This window comes from Cupriavidus sp. YAF13, assembly GCF_052113425.1.
Lineage (GTDB): Bacteria > Pseudomonadota > Gammaproteobacteria > Burkholderiales > Burkholderiaceae > Cupriavidus.
In genome coordinates, this window is record NZ_JBFRDD010000008.1 from 65907 (window position 1) to 81648 (window position 15742).

Annotated in this window: 14 protein-coding genes and 1 pseudogene; 4 read left to right on the forward strand and 11 right to left on the reverse strand. The window is 66.0% G+C overall.

Annotated elements, in window-relative coordinates; translation table 11 throughout:
- Window positions 1–10 precede the first annotated feature (10 nt).
- From AB4061_RS09240 to AB4061_RS09275, 8 genes are all read right to left on the reverse strand, one after another.
- Window positions 11–1204 (reverse strand): ABC transporter substrate-binding protein, encoded by a 1194-nt coding sequence (locus AB4061_RS09240; RefSeq protein WP_441632983.1) that lies wholly within the window; start codon window positions 1202–1204, stop codon window positions 11–13.
- Between the two features lie 14 nt (window positions 1205–1218).
- Window positions 1219–2175 (reverse strand): PQQ-dependent catabolism-associated beta-propeller protein, encoded by a 957-nt coding sequence (locus AB4061_RS09245; protein ID WP_441633186.1) that lies wholly within the window; start codon window positions 2173–2175, stop codon window positions 1219–1221.
- A 35-nt stretch (window positions 2176–2210) separates the two neighbouring features.
- Window positions 2211–2984, reverse strand: a complete 774-nt coding sequence (locus tag AB4061_RS09250; RefSeq protein WP_441632985.1) for an ABC transporter ATP-binding protein — start codon at window positions 2982–2984, stop codon at window positions 2211–2213.
- Window positions 2981–4009: a tripartite tricarboxylate transporter substrate binding protein gene (locus tag AB4061_RS09255; RefSeq protein WP_441632987.1), complete on the reverse strand. Its 1029-nt coding sequence runs from the start codon at window positions 4007–4009 to the stop codon at window positions 2981–2983. Before AB4061_RS09255 ends, AB4061_RS09250 begins: the two co-directional genes overlap by 4 nt.
- Window positions 4010–4026: 17 nt before the next feature.
- On the reverse strand, window positions 4027–4719 hold the full coding sequence (locus AB4061_RS09260) for a hypothetical protein (RefSeq protein ID WP_441632989.1): 693 nt from the start codon (window positions 4717–4719) through the stop codon (window positions 4027–4029).
- A gap of 16 nt (window positions 4720–4735) precedes the next feature.
- Window positions 4736–5617: a substrate-binding domain-containing protein gene (locus tag AB4061_RS09265; protein WP_441632991.1), complete on the reverse strand. Its 882-nt coding sequence runs from the start codon at window positions 5615–5617 to the stop codon at window positions 4736–4738.
- A gap of 44 nt (window positions 5618–5661) precedes the next feature.
- A complete protein-coding gene (locus AB4061_RS09270) occupies window positions 5662–6069 on the reverse strand; it encodes a c-type cytochrome (protein WP_441632993.1) in 408 nt (135 codons plus the stop codon).
- Window positions 6070–6167: 98 nt separating this feature from the next.
- Complete coding sequence (locus AB4061_RS09275; protein ID WP_441632995.1) at window positions 6168–7976, reverse strand: methanol/ethanol family PQQ-dependent dehydrogenase; 1809 nt, start codon at window positions 7974–7976, stop codon at window positions 6168–6170.
- 427 nt (window positions 7977–8403) lie between these two features.
- On the opposite strand from AB4061_RS09275, the gene AB4061_RS09280 reads away from it, so the two are divergent.
- From AB4061_RS09280 to fae, 4 genes are all read left to right on the forward strand, one after another.
- Window positions 8404–8802: a hypothetical protein gene (locus AB4061_RS09280; RefSeq protein WP_441632997.1), complete on the forward strand. Its 399-nt coding sequence runs from the start codon at window positions 8404–8406 to the stop codon at window positions 8800–8802.
- A gap of 227 nt (window positions 8803–9029) precedes the next feature.
- Window positions 9030–11081 (forward strand): sigma-54-dependent Fis family transcriptional regulator, encoded by a 2052-nt coding sequence (locus AB4061_RS09285; RefSeq protein ID WP_441632999.1) that lies wholly within the window; start codon window positions 9030–9032, stop codon window positions 11079–11081.
- Window positions 11082–11406: 325 nt separating this feature from the next.
- Window positions 11407–12627, forward strand: coding sequence for an ATP-grasp domain-containing protein (locus AB4061_RS09290; RefSeq protein ID WP_441633001.1), 1221 nt, complete (start codon window positions 11407–11409; stop codon window positions 12625–12627).
- A gap of 365 nt (window positions 12628–12992) precedes the next feature.
- Window positions 12993–13505, forward strand: coding sequence for a formaldehyde-activating enzyme (gene fae, locus AB4061_RS09295; protein WP_253932662.1), 513 nt, complete (start codon window positions 12993–12995; stop codon window positions 13503–13505).
- Between the two features lie 84 nt (window positions 13506–13589).
- On the opposite strand, the gene AB4061_RS09300 is transcribed toward fae, so the two are convergent.
- From AB4061_RS09300 to pgk, 3 genes and pseudogenes are all read right to left on the reverse strand, one after another.
- Window positions 13590–14180 carry an amino acid kinase family protein gene (locus tag AB4061_RS09300; RefSeq protein WP_441633003.1) on the reverse strand — a complete coding sequence of 197 codons (591 nt, stop codon included), beginning with the start codon at window positions 14178–14180 and terminating at the stop codon, window positions 13590–13592.
- Between the two features lie 244 nt (window positions 14181–14424).
- Entirely contained in the window at window positions 14425–15462 is a 1038-nt protein-coding gene (gene fba, locus AB4061_RS09305) for a class II fructose-bisphosphate aldolase (RefSeq protein WP_441633005.1), read from the reverse strand.
- Window positions 15463–15527: 65 nt separating this feature from the next.
- Window positions 15528–15659 (reverse strand): annotated as a pseudogene (gene pgk, locus AB4061_RS09310) (phosphoglycerate kinase); the annotation flags it as partial.
- Window positions 15660–15742 lie beyond the last annotated feature (83 nt).

Below are 15742 nucleotides of genomic sequence, written 5' to 3' on the forward strand. Positions count from 1 at the left end.
CTGCGCACGCTCAGCGTGTCATGCGGCACGCTGAGTCGGGGGCATCCGCGCCGAGCGTGTCGAGATTGTTCTTAGGATGCAGGAAGCCCTCCACCGGCGCCGTGGCAATCACGCCGTCGGGGTGGGACAGAAACAGCGGCTGGCGTAACTGGCCATCCCAAGGGCGGAAGCCCAGGCGCGGCCCCTTGAAGCCGTCGACCACCACCTCGCCGGAGACCAGCGCCTCACGCTGCCTGGCGAAGCCGGCTTTCGGCAAGCGCGCCACCGATGCCGCCACCGCCTTCACGGCAGCCCATGCGGCCCAGTCGAAGCTGGTCATGGGCCGGCCGGCTGCCTTGCTGAAACGCCGGTTGAGCTGCGGCCCGCCGTTGCGCTCCCAGGCCCAGTGCCAGGCTTGTGCGGTCAGGCCATTGGCGCCGGCCACCGGGCGCGGCAGCTGGGTGGCATAAGGCAGCGAGCGCGCAAACTCGCCATCGCTGTCCGCAACCACGACGGCGTCGTAGTCAACCCCGGTGGTCAACAGGTTCACGTTGGACAGATCGCGCTCGCGCGGATCGTTCGACAGCTTGAAGGGACGTTGCGCAGCCCAGCCAATCCCGAAGCGCTTGGCCGATTGCAGGAAAGCGGTCTGCTGCTCCCGGTCGGCCGGCAGCGGCCCGTACAACAGCAGGGCCTTGCGCCATTTGCGCGCGGCCAGGTATTGCATCAGTGCGTCCGTGCGCATGCGCAGGCTTGGCAAGGTATGCAGCAGGTTGGGCGCGCAGCCGGCGCCGCGCAGGCTGTCGTCGGCGGCGGATATGTTGAACAGCAGCGCGTCCCCCCGCTTGACCGCCTTTGCGGCCACGACGACGGCAGGCGCCGGCAGGTCCAGCACGACATACCTCACATTCCGGCGGACCAGCCCGCTCACGGCAGCGGCGACTTCGGCTTCGCCGCGGACTTCAACCGGTTCCAGCACCAGTGTCGCGCCAACCGCATCGAGCGCGAAGCGCGATTCGGCGACGGCCACCTTGGCACCATCCAGCGGACGCCCTTCGGGATGCCCGGGATAGCGCTTTTCCAGTTGCCGGCTGTCGTAGCGCGGATCGTCGGCAAGCGACACCACGGCGATGCGCACTTCCTGCGCGGCCGCGGCCCACGACAACAACAGGAATGCCAGCGGCAACGCCCGCCGGCACCAGGATAGGGGTGCGTTTACCCACATGACGTCTGCCGCCTTCAATCGTCGATCACCACGGAATGCGGCACCCGCCCGACCTGGATGGCGGTGACCGCCTTGTTGCGAGCCGTGTCGACCACGCTGACATCGTCAGACAAGCCGTTGGTGACATAGAGCAGGCTGTTGTCGCGGTTCAACCCCAGTCCCCAGGCACGCTTGCCGACCAGGATGTAGTCCGTCACGCGCTTGCCGGCGGCATCCACCACCGCCACGTGGTTGGCGCGGCCAAGCCCTACATAGGCGCGCTTGCCGTCGCTGGACAGGGTCATGCCGACCGGGGTGATGTCGTCGGCGCGAAAGCCCTTGGGCTCGAACTGGATGGTATGCGCCACCGCCAGGTCGTCGGTGCGGATCACGCTGACGCTGGCGCCGAGTTCGTTGCTTACCCACAATTCCTTGCCATCCGGTGTCAGGATGAAGCGGCGGGGCCGGTTTCCGACCTGGATGTTCTTGACCACCTTGCGCGCCGCGACATCGATGACATGGACCATGTTCGCCACTTCGGAGGCGACATAGACGCGCTTGCCGTCCGCACTGGCCTTGACGCCTTCCGGCTCTTCGCCGACCTTGACCTCGAACAGCTTCTTGCCGGACGCCACGTCGAAGGCCGACAGCAAGGCGTCTTCCTCGTTCGACACATAGAGGGACTTGCCATCGGGGCTCAGGTCGAACATTTCCGGATCCTCGCCCACGCGCAGCGCGCCGACCGTCTTGCGGCTGGCCACGTCGATCACGTCGATACGGTGGTCGTCGCTGCAGGCGACGTACAGGCGGGTACGATCCGGCGAGAACTGCAGGTGGCGCGGCCGCTTGCACTGTGCCAGGGTGCCAGTCACCTGGCGAGTGTCCGCCCGGATCACGGTAAGGCTGCCGTCCTTCTCGTTCGAGACGAAGAGCTGGCCGGTGCCCGCGCTCCAGCCCGGCCCTGGCGCCAGGCAAAGCCCGGCCAGCAACATCGCCCGCAAGCGGGCCGGCACCGCATGGCGGTTCGTCATTTCCGCGCCTCCTGTTCAGGTGTCCCGGTGAGGGACAGGAATGCCGCTTCCAGGCTGCCGCCGCCTGCCGCGCGCAGCAGGTCCGCCGGTGTGCCGTCGAAGCGCACTAGTCCACGATGCAGCACCACGACGCGGTCGCTCGCCTCGACTTCCTGCACCAGATGCGTCGCCCATAGCACGCCCACCCGGCTGTGCGTCGCCAGACGCCGCGCCTCGGTGACGATCTGCATGCGCGAGGCCGGGTCGAGGCCCACCGTGGCTTCGTCCATCAACAGCAGGCCGGGCTGGTGGAGCAGCGCGCGCACCAACTCCACCTTGCGCCGGTTGCCGCCCGACAGTTCACGCACCAGGGTACCGCGCCGCGCCGCCAGGCCCAGGTGGTCGAGCAGCGGCGCCATCCGGGCGGCCGATTCCCGGCGCGGCAGGCCATGCAGATCGGCATGGAACCGCAGGTTGGCCTCGACCGACAGATCGAGATCGATGGCCGGTTGCTGGAACACGATGCCGATGTGGGCCAGTGCATGGACCGGCGCCTCACGCATATCGGCGCCCATCACTTCCACTTGGCCCGCGTCCTGGACGAAAAGCCCCGCGAGGATCTGGAACAGCGTGGTCTTGCCCGCGCCGTTGGGACCCAGCAAGGCGACAAACTCGCCGCGCCGCACCCGCAGCGACACGCCGTCGAGGGCTGCCCGAGCGCCAAACCGCTTGCGCACGCCTTCGCAGGCCAGCGCGTCGGCAAATAATGCCGCTTCCGGGGCACGCGTCATGACGAGGCCTCCTGCTTGATCCCGAGGCCAAGGCGTTCGGCAAATTCACGCTCCTTGACCCAGGCCCGCTCCAGGTAGGCCTGGTACCGCGCCGTGTTCAGGTAGGTAAGCTCCTGGTCGTATTTGGCAAGCTCGGCGATATGACGGGGCTGGAACATCGCGTGATGAAACGCGTCGTGCAGGCGTGTGACGATGCGCGGGTCGGTCCCATGTGGCACGCCGATGCCATACGGCGAGTTGTAAACGGCATCCGGATAGCCGAGCTCCTTCACGGTCGGGACGTCGGGCCAGTGCGCCGAACGCGCCTCGCTGAACACCGCCAGCAAGCGCAGTTGCCCAGACGCCACGAAGGGCGCGAAGCCGGTGGAATTGACGCCGGCCATCAGCGAATGGTTGGCCACTGCCAGCATCTGGTCGGCGGTGCCGCGATACGGCACATGCACATAGGAGATGCCGTTACGCGAGAGGACGTCTTCCATGCCGAGGTGCGCCGTGGTACCTATCCCCGTGGAACCCACCGTCAGTTCGCCCGGATGTGCGCGGCCCCACTCAAGCAGGTCGCCCAGGCTGCGCAGTGGGCTGTCGGCCGGGACCAGGATGCCGAAGGTGACGCCCGAGATCATCAGCACCGGCTGGATATCGCGCAACGGCTGCCAACTGGTCTTCTGCTGGTGCGGCAGGCGGTAAACCGTCAACGGCAACTGGCCGATAACGTAGCCGTTCGGCTTAGCCGCAGACAGCGCGGGGCCCACCAGGGTGCCACCCACGCCGGGCTTGTTCTCGACCACGATCGGCTGGCCAAGCGCCGGGCTGGCCAGTTCGGCGAGGATCCGCATCGTGATGTCGGTCGCGCCGCCTGCCGGCCAGGGGACGATCAGCGTGATCGGCCGTGACGGATACCTGTCGGCCATGCTGCCCGTGCTGGCCGGGACCCGGCCCGCCATGCCGGCAAGCAGCGGCGCGGCAAGCGCGCCCAGTCCGGCGCGCAGGAACCTGCGACGCTCGCTTGCGTGCTTCCCATGCATTCGATTCACCCGATTCATCATGGCTTGGCGCCGCGAAAGCGCAAAGTCTCGGTTTGCACCGGACGCGCGAAGTCCTGCGCCTGGTTCTGCGTCTGGTTCTGCGCCTGGTCCGGCGTCACTCCCGGCACCTTGCCCGGCACCTCGCTCTTGAGCAGCAGGACCTGGCCGGGCACGCGGTCGGACAGCACGAAGGTGTAGCGCTTGCCGACCAGGTTTTCGAAGCGGGCGTGGTTGGGATCGTCCAGGTAGGGCTGGATCACGATCTGCCGCGCCGGCACCGGCTTGCCATCCAGCTCGGCCGTCACCGGGGTGATGGCCGGGCCCTGCGCCAGCGCGAGCCGGATCCGCTTCTGGAAATAACGCGGCTGGCCGCCGGTCAACTGGCGCATTTCGGCGATGTCCTTCTCCAGGAAATAGAGGATGACCGGATTGCCCCGCAGCGGCGCTTCGAGCGCGAACGGCATGGTGCCGGCCGCATCGCTGACGACCGCGCTCACGCCCTTGCCGCCGCGCGACAACCTGACGTGCACCTCCTCGCTGCCTGCCGGCGCCAGGCTGCCGCCCTTGTCGAAGCGGTAGACGAGATCGGCCGGCACCCGCACCGTCTTCAGGTGGTCGGCCATGAACAGCAACCGCTCCGCCGGCTTGATGGGATCGTCGGCGGCGCCGGCGGGCGCCGCCACGGCACCCGTGATGGCGCACAGCAGCACAGCGACGACACGCTGCCTAACGCCGGTTGGGGGACGGGCCCGCGACCGGATTGCCTTTGTCGTCCACCAGGGGAATCCGGTAGCTGGCGAGAATCGCATTGATCTTTTCCTGGTTGCCGGCAATCCAGCGATCCACTTCATCTTTCCACGCCTTCTCGCCAAAGCGCACGCCCATGGCGATCTCGTAATCGAACTTGAGTTGCGGATCGGGCCGGAACGGCACCATCACCCATTCGCCGGCGCCGGCATGCTGGCGGGCCAGGTAGCCGGCGATGGGTCCCCACAGGATAGCGATGTCGACCTTGTCGGCCAGCAGATCGCGCTCGACCACGCCACCCGGCACCTCGTCGGGATCACCACTCTGCTGCTGGTAGACCACGGCCTGCTCGAACAGCTTGTTGCGCAGCAGCCAGTCCACCGACGGCGCGCGCGAGAAGATGCCGAAGCGCAGCTTGCCCAGCGTTTCAGGCGGCAGCTTCAACAGGTCCTCCGGCGTGGCTACCTCGCGCAGCGCATCGCGCTGGCGGAACACCAGCGCATAGGTCGAATGCATATACGGCCGCGTGGTGGCCGTCAGCTCATAGTCCTTGGGCACGCCAACGATCAAGTCACATTTCCAGTTGCCGGTATCGGGATCCTTCGCCCGCAGCGTATTGCGCACGAAGCCCATGCGCTGCGGGAAGAAGGTGTAGGCCACCTCCCGGCCGAGATCGTGGGCCATGGCCTGTGCGATCTTGTTCTCGTAGCCTTCGCCGCGCTGGTTCGACGACGGCAGGCTGTTCGGGTCGGCACAGACCCGCAACAGCTTGTCCGCCGGCGGTGCCTGCGCCGCGCCTGGTGGCGCCGCCAACGCTCCAGCCAGCACCGTTGCCATCAGCGTCAGTCCCCGATTGCGCATCCGTCGACTCCTGTTTGCCGTTATCCGGCGCGCCGGCCCGGTCATCATTTGTCAGCCGGATAGACATGGCCCGGCTTGATCTTGCCATCGGAGCGGCCCTTGAGATAGGCATATAGGTTCTGCCAGTTCTTCTGCATCATCTCGGAGCCCCCGAAATTCGGCATGCCCTTGTCGATCCGGCCGTCCATCATCAGCTTGTGGAAATCGTCCATCGACAACTTCTTCAGCGACTCCACCAGCGAGGGACCGACCATGCCCTCCTGCTGCGCGCCGTGGCAGCGCTCGCACGCCATGGCGCGCCAGGTCTTCCAGCCTTGCAGGGTATTGGTGTCGACCTTGTTGCCTTCACTTACCTTATAGGGCGCCGCGGATTGCGTCGCGTCGCTCTTGCTTTGCGCGTCGCAAACGGTACAGGCCAGCAGGGCAAAAATCACCATTGAGGAACGGAACATCTCTTCAACTCCTTGTAGGGACGCTTGGCAGGCGGCCGCGCCGGGCCGCCGCTTCGCTTATTGCAGACTGCGTATCGTGGGGGTGAGCAAGACCGGCATCAGGTGGTAGGCAGCGCGAAGACGAACAGCGTGCCGCCGAGATCGGTGTACTTCGCCAGATCCTTGTAGCCGCCTACCGCGCCCAGACCTTCGTTCGCCTTCTCCAGCCCTGCCGCCATGCCAATGCCGGCCCATCCGCCGATGCCCGAATAGACGCCGACATATTGCTTGCCCTTGAACTGATACGTGAAGACGTTGCCGATGATGCCGGAGGGGGTCTTGAACTTCCACAGCTCCTTCCCGTCCTTGATATTGACGGCCTTCACATAGCCCTCAAGCGTGCCGTAGAAGGCAATATCACCCGCCGTCGCCAGCGCGCCCGACCAGACCGAGAAGCGCTCCGGCTTGGACCACAGGATCTTGCCGGCGGCGGCATCCCAGGCAATGAAATTGCCCATGCCGCCATGGCTCTTCGGCGTCGCGTACATCGACAGGGTCGCTCCTACATAGGGCTGGCCCGCGGTGTACTCGACCTGGAAGGGTTCATAGTCCATGCAGACGTGGTTGGTCGGCACCAGGAAAATGCCCGACTTGCGATCGTAGCTCATCGGCTGCTGGTCCTTGGTGCCGAGCGCCGACGGGCAGATGCCTTTGACGTCGACATCCGGGCCCGTGGTGGCGGGCGAGTACTTGGCGTTGACGATGGGGCGCCCGCTCTTCATGTCGATCTTGGATGCCCAGTTGATGGTCGGGTCGTATTTCTCCGCCACCAGCAATTCGCCGGTCTCGCGGTTGAGCGTGTAGCCGAAACCGTTGCGGTCCAGGTGCACCAGCGTGGGTACCTTCTTGCCCTTGATGTCCAGGTCGGCCAGCACGTTCTCGTTGACGCCGTCGTAGTCCCACTCGTCGTGCGGCGTCATCTGGTAGACCCACTTGGCCTTGCCGGTATCCAGGTCCCGCGCGAACAGCGTCATCGACCACTTGTTGTCGCCCGGGCGCTGCGCCGGATTCCACGTGCCCGGGTTGCCGCTGCCGTAGTAGACCAGGTTCAGCTTCGGATCGTAGGCATACCAGCCCCAGGTGGTGCCGCCGCCCAGCTTCCACTGGTCGCCCTTCCAGGTCTTGACCGAGGAGTCCTTGCCGACCGGCGCCATCTTGCCGTCGGTCCAGGTCATGGTGGTTGCAGGATCGAACAGCAGCTCGTTGTCGGGGCCGGTGCTAAAAGCGGTCCAGATCTTCTTGCCCGTCTTCAGGTCATAGGCGAGCAGGCGGCCGCGCACGCCGAATTCGCCGCCGGAGATGCCGGTGATGACTTTGTCCTTGAAGACGTGCGGGGCGTTGGTATTGGTCTCACCGACCTTGGGATCGCCGTTCTTGACGGTCCACATGACCTTGCCGGTCTTCGCATCGAGCGCCACCAGGGTGGTGTCGGCCTGCTGCAGCAGGATCTTGCCATCGCCGTAGGCCAGGCCGCGGTTGACGGTGTCGCAGCACATCACCGGCACCACGTTGTTTTCCTGCTTGGGCTCGTACTTCCACTTGAAAGACTGGTCCTTCAGGTTGATCGCGATCACCTTGTTCGGAAACGGCGAGTGGATGAACATCGTGTCGCCGATCACCAGCGGCGAGCCTTCGTGGCCTCGCAGCACGCCGGTGGACACCGTCCACGCAACCTGCAGGTTTTTCACGTTGCCGGCGTTGACCTGCTTGAGCTCGCTGTAACGATGGTTGGCATAGTCGCCAGCCTGTGCTGCCCAATTGGCCGGATTGGCCACCAGCTTGTCCAGCTCGGCATCCGCGCGTGCGGTAAATGACGCGGTGGCTGTGGCAAGCATCGCCATCCCCACCATCATGGTCCGGAATTTCATGTCTCCTCCGTCTTTCTTTACGTGACAAAGTCTGGATCCCGCTTCCTGCGCGCCGCCTCCGGCTCCTCAACTAAAACTGATTGCGCGGGTTGCGAACCTGGCAGCCGTCGGAAAGGTGCCGCGCAGGCTTCTGCACGATCCATGCCCGAGCCGCGCAGTCGCCGCTTGCATGGCGAGTGTGCGGTGGGTCTTGAGCGCTTCGTGCCCGGCAGGCAATCACGCTGCGTCGCCCGGCCGGCACGAAGCGCTCGCATTCGTTCCAGGCGGGGGTGCGAGGCCGGGACAATATGTGTCAGAACTGGACCAGAAAGACGGCGTAGCGGGTTCGCGCGGCACCGTGGCGGGATGGCGCGCGACTTGCATCGTTATTGGGACAAGATTGCACAAGACGTTCCACAGAAAGCGCACACTACGAGGAGACCCCCGCATGCAGCCCTCCATCTTCGGCCTCCGGCAGCTTGCCTGCGTGCTGGCGGCATTGTCCATGGCTCCCGCCGACGCGCAAACCGCTCAAGACCTGCCTGCCAACAACTACCCCACTACCGCCCGCGTCGAATATGTGGGCGAGTGCATGGCAAGAAACGGCGGTGCCTACGTGTACCTGCACAAGTGTTCGTGCGCGATCGACCGGATCGCGGCGCAACTGCCATATGACGAGTATGTCGAATCGTCTACCTTCGCCAAGTACGCCACGCTTGGCGGCGAAGGCGGCGCGATATTCCGCGATCCGGAATACGGCAAGCACGCCGCCAAGCGCTATCGCGGCATCCAGGACGATGCGCTGCGCGCCTGCGGTGTTTCGCTGGCGACGCGGGCCGCGCGCTGAATTCGGCGCCGCCGGGAAACCTGAGGGTTTCCGCCCCGTTGATGCGATCGGAAGTCCGGCCTATAGTGTCACCTCGTTACACAAGATCGGCTTCCATCCGCATAACTACAGGCGCCGGTTTCTTTATTGCATCGCAGCGATTGCACTGCGGCTATTGCATAGCAACAGTTCGCGCCACGCCAGATTGCACCGCACAAAAGAGCCCGCAGGCTAAAAGGAGGAGCTCGGTGACAACACTTCAGTCCGCCAGTCACCACGTCGCGCAGATTCTCAATGTCGTCAACGGACAGTTATGCGGCACGCAGAACAGCTCGGTGGTGACACGCTCCTGGGCGCGCTGCCTGCGGGACTTCCAGCTGGACCCTGCGCAGCAGCGCATGCCTCCGATCCTGACCCAGCCGGAGTTCAACGAGCGGCGCGACCGCATGAGCGACCTGATCGCCTGCGCCAAGCTGGAGATGACCACGCTCTACCAGCAGCTCGCCGATCCCGAGCTGGCCGTGGTGCTGACCGATATGGATGGCGTCATCGTGCATATGGTGTCGTCGGTCGGTTTCTCGCAGGACGTGGAACCCCTGGGTTTGCGCACCGGCGCGGTCTGGAGCGAGCGCGAGGCCGGCACTAACGGCATGGGCACCTGCCTGATCGAAGCCGAGCCTGTTGCGGTGCGTCAGAATGAACACTATTTCGCGCAGTACACCTCGCTGACGTGCTCGGCCTCGCCGATCTTCAACGATCGCGGCGAACTGACCGCCGTGCTCGACGTCACCAGCCGCTCGCCGCTGCTGCAGCAGCATTCGCTGGTGCTGGTCGGCATGTCCCGCCAGATGATTGAAAACCGCTTGATGGACGAGCGGTTCAAGCACGCGCACCAGATCCATTTCCACAGCCGCCCCGAACTCGTCAACACGCTGCACGAAGGCAAGCTCGCGATCGACGACAGCGGCAGGGTGCTGGCAGCCAATCGCAGCGCGCTGTTCCAGCTGGATTTTCGCTCGCTGTCTGCCCTGCTCGGCAAACAGATCGACGAATTGTTCAAGACCTCGCTCGACGAAATCCTGGCGCGGTGCGCGCGCAACTCCTTCCATCCGGTGCCGGTCTATCGCGCGAGCGCGTCGAACCGCTTCTTCATGGTGGCCCAGCAGCCGAACCTCGGCACCAGCGGCGGCACCATTGGCGGCGCGAGAGCGGCCAACACCCAAGCCGCGCCGCGAGCGGCCAGCGTGGAACCCCCGACGGCTGTCCCGCGTGCCCCGGCCACGGTGGCACCGTCCACCAGACTGGCCTTTGGCGACCCGCAGATGGAAGCGCAGGTCCGGCTGGCGCAGCGCGTGATCACCCGGCGCATCCCCATCCTGCTGCACGGGGAGACCGGCAGCGGCAAGGAGGTCTTCGCCAATGCCCTGCACCAGATGAGCCCGGCGCGTGAGCGCGCCTTTGTCGCCATCAACTGTGCCTCGCTGCCGGAGAACCTGATCGAAAGCGAATTATTCGGCTACCGCGCCGGCGCGTTTACCGGCGCCCAGCGCGAAGGCCGGCGCGGCAAGATCATCCAGGCCAACGGCGGCACGCTGTTCCTGGACGAGATCGGCGACATGCCCATGACGTTGCAGTCCCGCCTGCTGCGCGTCCTGGAAGAACGTCAGGTCTCGCCGCTCGGCTCGGAGGCGGTGGTCAAGGTCGACTTCCAGCTGGTCAGCGCCAGCCACCGCAACCTGGCCGAACTGGTGCAGAGCGGCCAGTTCCGCGAAGACTTGTTCTACCGGCTCAACGGCATCGAGTTGCGCCTGCCGCCGCTGCGCGAGCGCACCGACCGGCTCACGCTGATGCAGCACATCCTCGCCGAGGAGGCGGAGCCGGACCAGGCACCGACGCTGGCGCCGGACGCCGTGCAGGCGCTGCTGCGCTACCCCTGGCCCGGCAATCTCCGGCAGTTGCGCCATGTGCTGCGCACCGCCCTGGCACTGTGCGACGGCGACACCATCGCTTGCCAGCACCTGCCGGCGGAAATCGTGCAAGGCGCGGGGGAAGCCGGCGCGCCCCGCGAGCCGGCCATGGCGGCGCAGCCCAATATGCCAGACGATGAAGCCAAGGCGCTGGCGCAGTTCAATGCCATCCAACTGAACGAACGCGACACCATCCTTGGCCTGCTCCACAAGCACCGCTGGAATGTCAGCACCGTAGCCCGCTCGCTCTCCATCAGCCGGAACACGCTGTACCGCAAGATACATCGGCTGCATATCAACCTGGCGCAGGCCGAGACGTCCGAGCAATCGTAGCGGCGCCGCCCTGCGTGCCACACCGAGGGGGCTGGCAGCCCCTCGCGCCCCTTACCTATCCTGCTGATCACGCCCTTGTCCAATGGCGTCGCCGGACGCGGGACAGCCTGTGCGAAAAGCGGAACAATGGCCGTGACAGTGCAAGGCCCCGACGCTTGCAACAGGCCCGATTCTCCCCCGATCCCACGCGCGTGGCTCGCTTGGTATGCCGATTGCTTTTTGTAGCGAATGCGAGCGCCACATCGACGCTGGCACCGACGCCGGCATCGCAGCCGATATGCCGGACCCCGCGCGCGAAATGCCCACCGAACCACCCTGACCCACCATGCCCTCCCAGACCCTCATCGTCGCCGCCCTGTCATCGCGGATGATGGCCGAGTCCGCAGCGCAAGCCGGCTTGCGCGTGGCCGCACTGGACCTGTTCGGCGATGCCGACACGCGGCATGTCGCGCAGCGCTGGGAGCCGATCGGCGCCACCGGGTCGATGGCGCTCGACGGCGAGCACGTGCTCGCCGCGCTGCGCCGCTTGCGCGACACCGTGCATCCGTTTGGCTGGGTTGCCGGTAGCGGCTTCGAACAACGACCCGATCTGCTCGACGCCGGCCACGCGCTGGTGCCGCTGCTCGGCAACAGTGCCGCCACCGTGCGCGGCGTCAAGCAGCCCGGCGCCTTCTTCCGGTTGCTGGCCGCGCTCGGCATTCCGCATCCGGAAACCACCATGGAGATGCCGCGCGAGCCGGCAGGCTGGCTGTGCAAAGCTGTCGGCGGCACCGGCGGCTCGCATATCCGCCAGCTGGCCAGCGCAGATGCCAACGCTGCCGACGCCGCCGACGGCACTCGGTACTTCCAGCGGCAAGGACCCGGCCTGCCGATGTCCGCGCTATTTGTTGCTCACCGCCGCGGCGTCCACCTGGTCGGCATCAGCCTGCAGCGCATCGGCTCGCACCACGACTGCCCCTATCTGTTCCACGGCGCTGCAGGCCCAGCGATGCTGCCGGCAAGCACCACCGCGCGTCTCGTCGAGATCATCCAATGCATCGCGCGCGAAACCAGCCTGGTGGGCCTGAACAGCATCGACTTCCTGTTCGACGCGCCGGACATCATGGTGCTTGAAGTGAACCCGCGGCCGCCGGCCAGCATGGCGCTCTATACCAACGCCTATCCGCTTGGCCTGATGCACGCGCACCTGCAGGCCTGCCGCGGCGAAACGCCCGAGCCACCGGCGGCGCGGCAGACCGGCGTGCGCGGCTTCCAGCATGTCTTTGCGCAAGACCCCGCGCAGATCAACGCCGCGCTCACTGTCGCGCTGATGCGCACTGGCTGGTGCCACGACATTCCCGTTCCCGGCAGCTATGTGGCTGCCGGCCACCCCTTCTGCTCGGTCTCCGCCGCCGGCCTGACGGAGGCCGCAACCGAAATCGAACTGCGCCGGCGCAGCGCGCAGATCCAGTCCTTGCTGAAGGCGCGCCACGATGAACGCCATCGCACCAGCGGCGTCCCCGCAGCGCTCAACGGCGGCCCTCACAGCCTGCACCAGCACGCTTAGCCAGCCCTCGCCGGCCTCCCAACCCGATCGGGTCACCGAGTGCTGCCGCACGCAAGCCCGCGCGCCTGCCAGGTGCGCAAGCATGCTCGGTCTCCACCCGCTTGCGCGCCTCTCGCCGTTCGCACAGAGTGTCACCCTTCAGGCACGCGTCTGGCACAGACGCCTGAGCGACGGTCATCCATCTGCGCCGCTCTCACCGCCGCCGGCGCAATGATCGCAGCCCCTATCGCTCTCGGACCCTGTCCTTCCTACCCGCCTTTCACGCCGTGCCCAGGCTTGGCATGGAACGTGTTAGGTAAAGCCCGGGGGGACACATTGCGCCTTCTTTTCTTTTCCTGAACATCCTCTATCCGGGAGACTCGCAAATGGCAAAAATCGATCGTGTTCGTGTTGGCGAATCGCTGGTCGGCGACGGCAACGAGGTCGCGCATATCGACCTGATCCTTGGGCCGCGCGGCTCGGCTGCCGAGACCGCCTTCTGCAACGCGCTGACCAACAACAAGGACGGCTTCACCTCGTTGCTCGCCGTGGTGGCGCCGAACCTGCAGGCCAAGCCCAATACCGTGCTGTTCAACAAGGTCACCATCAAGGGCGCCAAGCAGGCCGTGCAGATGTTCGGCCCGGCCCAGCGCGGCGTTGCCATGGCGGTGGCGGATAGCGTGGAAGACGGCACCATTCCCGCCGCCGAAGCCGACGACCTGTTTATCAGCGTGGGCGTGTTCATCCACTGGCAGGCCGAGGACGACACCAAGATCCAGGACTACAACTACCAGGCCACGCGCGAAGCGATCCAGCGCGCCGTGGGGGGCTGGCCGAGCGCCGCCGAAGTGGTAGCCAAGAAGCAGAGTTCAGCGCATCCTTTCGCTGCGCATAGCTGATCGGCGGACATGCGCAGGCCGACCGCGGCCGGCCTGCGCATCAAGCATCGCACACCGTAGCCGGTAGCCAGGCGCCAATAGCCGTCAGCCGGCAGCCGGATGCAGCAGCAGTTCGCGCATGCGCGCCAGCTCGCTCTTGTGCAGAAATTCGATAGGATATGGCGCGCCACGCGTGAAATGCGCGAAGCGCCGGTCCACCAGCCCTTGTGCGGCATATTGCTCCACCGGCTGGCCGGCATCGGCCGGCGTGGATTTGACCAGCAGCAGCATCTCGGCGTTGAGGCGGTTCGACAGCCACGCGGCCATGCTGTCCGAACCGACGCCTGGGTGCGTCATCTCGTCGGCCTGCTCGCGCAACAGCGAAAACGGTGCCCACACGGCCACGCCGGCGTTGCGCAGCACGCCCTGGATGTCTTTCTCGTGCACCGCCAGCGACATGCCCGGGCACATGCCCTGCATCATCAGCCCGTACTGGGCCATGGCCAGCACCGCCATATTGTGCGCCACCACATGGTCGAACGCCCACTGCGCCCGGTACTCGCGCACCTGCCCCGCGAAGCCGCCGCCTCCCGGCACCACCACGATGCGGCCGCCGCCGAGCTCACTCAGCTCCTGCAGCCACTCGCGCAACAACGGGTCGCGGCCAAGGCTGCCGCCGAGTTTTACTACCCACATAGCCGCCACTCCAAGGCTGATGAATCCGCCTTGGCACATTCACGTTCCGTGCCAGCGCGGCGCGGCCCAAGGCGGGGTGCCGGCACCTCCGCCATGGTGACAGTCTGCGACAGGCATGGCGCACAAGCTGTCCCGCGCGGAACATCGATCCGTGCAACACGACAGAGCGCCAGACCCGCGCCCGCGCTCCATAGTGCGGGGATGGTCTGGCGCGTTGCCGGGCACGCGGGACGGCTCGCCTCGCCTAGCGGTAGCGCGGCACCAGCTTTTCCAGCGGCACCGGTTTGATCTTCGATGCCTGTCCGGCGCAGCCGAACGCCTCGAAGCGCAACCGCACCACGCTCTTGGCGCCCTTCTTGGCAGCCAGCAATGCCCTGCGCGGATCGAACTCGCTGCGGTCGTCGGCGAGGGACTTGCGGATGGCGCCGGTCATTGCCAGGCGGATATCGGTATCGATATTCACCTTGCGCACACCGGTCTTGATGCCGCGCAGGATTTCCTCGACCGGCACGCCATAGGTCTCCTTGATCTCGCCACCGTACTGGCGAATGATCTCCAGCCACTCCTGCGGCACCGAACTGGAACCATGCATGACCAGGTGGGTGTCGGGAATCTTCTGATGGATCTCGCGGATGCGGTCCATCGCCAGGATGTCGCCGGTCGGCTTGCGCGAAAATTTGTAGGCGCCGTGGCTGGTGCCAATGGCGATGGCCAGCGCATCCACGCCGGTGCGGGCGACGAAGTCGCGCGCCTGGTCCGGGTCGGTCAGCATCATGTCGTGCGACAGGATGCCAGCGGCACCAACGCCATCCTCCTCGCCGGCTTGCCCGGTTTCGAGCGAGCCCAGGCAACCCAGTTCGCCCTCGACCGAGACTCCTACCGCGTGCGCCATCTCGCAGACGCGGCGGGTCACGTCGACGTTGTAAGCGTAGTCCGACGGCGTCTTCATGTCTTCGCGCAGCGAACCGTCCATCATCACGCTGGTAAAGCCCGAGCGGATCGAGGCCTGGCACACCGCCGGGCTGGCGCCGTGATCCTGGTGCAGCACGATGGGAATATCCGGATGCGTCTCCGCCGCAGCCAGCACCATATGGCGCAGGTAGGCCTCGCCGGCATATTTGCGCGCGCCGGCCGAGGCCTGCAGGATGACCGGGCTGCCGCTCTCCTCGGCGGCTTCCATGATGGCGTGGATCTGTTCGAGGTTATTGACGTTGAAAGCCGGCACGCCGTAGCCGAACTCTCCCGCGTGGTCCAGCAACTGGCGCAGGGATACGAGTGACATGATGGAACTCCGTGGGTTGACGCTGATTTGGCGAATTCGCAAATTCGGTATGACAAGGGCGCCCGTCAGGCGGCAGCCCGCTGCTCCAGCACCTCGAAGGCCGGCAGTGTCTTGCCCTCCAGGAATTCGAGGAAGGCGCCGCCACCTGTCGAGATATAGCCGACCTGCTCCGCGATACCGTACTTGACGCTGGCGCTGAACGCCTTGGCACACACCACGTCCGCGGGGATCGTCACCGCGGGGTCCTGGCGGAGAGGGTTGGCGTGTCGCTATCTGGCTT

Excerpts from the sequence above, each read along its gene's own strand:
- AB4061_RS09240 (WP_441632983.1), bottom strand. The coding sequence starts at position 1,204 with ATGTGGGTAAACGCACCCCTATCCTGGTGCCGGCGGGCGTTGCCGCTG.
- AB4061_RS09245 (WP_441633186.1), bottom strand. The coding sequence starts at position 2,175 with ATGTTGCTGGCCGGGCTTTGCCTGGCGCCAGGGCCGGGCTGGAGCGCG.
- AB4061_RS09250 (WP_441632985.1), bottom strand. The coding sequence starts at position 2,984 with ATGACGCGTGCCCCGGAAGCGGCATTATTTGCCGACGCGCTGGCCTGC.
- AB4061_RS09255 (WP_441632987.1), bottom strand. The coding sequence starts at position 4,009 with ATGCATGGGAAGCACGCAAGCGAGCGTCGCAGGTTCCTGCGCGCCGGA.
- AB4061_RS09265 (WP_441632991.1), bottom strand. The coding sequence starts at position 5,617 with ATGCGCAATCGGGGACTGACGCTGATGGCAACGGTGCTGGCTGGAGCG.
- AB4061_RS09270 (WP_441632993.1), bottom strand. The coding sequence starts at position 6,069 with ATGTTCCGTTCCTCAATGGTGATTTTTGCCCTGCTGGCCTGTACCGTT.
- AB4061_RS09275 (WP_441632995.1), bottom strand. The coding sequence starts at position 7,976 with ATGAAATTCCGGACCATGATGGTGGGGATGGCGATGCTTGCCACAGCC.
- AB4061_RS09280 (WP_441632997.1), top strand. The coding sequence starts at position 8,404 with ATGCAGCCCTCCATCTTCGGCCTCCGGCAGCTTGCCTGCGTGCTGGCG.
- AB4061_RS09290 (WP_441633001.1), top strand. The coding sequence starts at position 11,407 with ATGCCCTCCCAGACCCTCATCGTCGCCGCCCTGTCATCGCGGATGATG.
- fae (WP_253932662.1), top strand. The coding sequence starts at position 12,993 with ATGGCAAAAATCGATCGTGTTCGTGTTGGCGAATCGCTGGTCGGCGAC.
- AB4061_RS09300 (WP_441633003.1), bottom strand. The coding sequence starts at position 14,180 with ATGTGGGTAGTAAAACTCGGCGGCAGCCTTGGCCGCGACCCGTTGTTG.
- fba (WP_441633005.1), bottom strand. The coding sequence starts at position 15,462 with ATGTCACTCGTATCCCTGCGCCAGTTGCTGGACCACGCGGGAGAGTTC.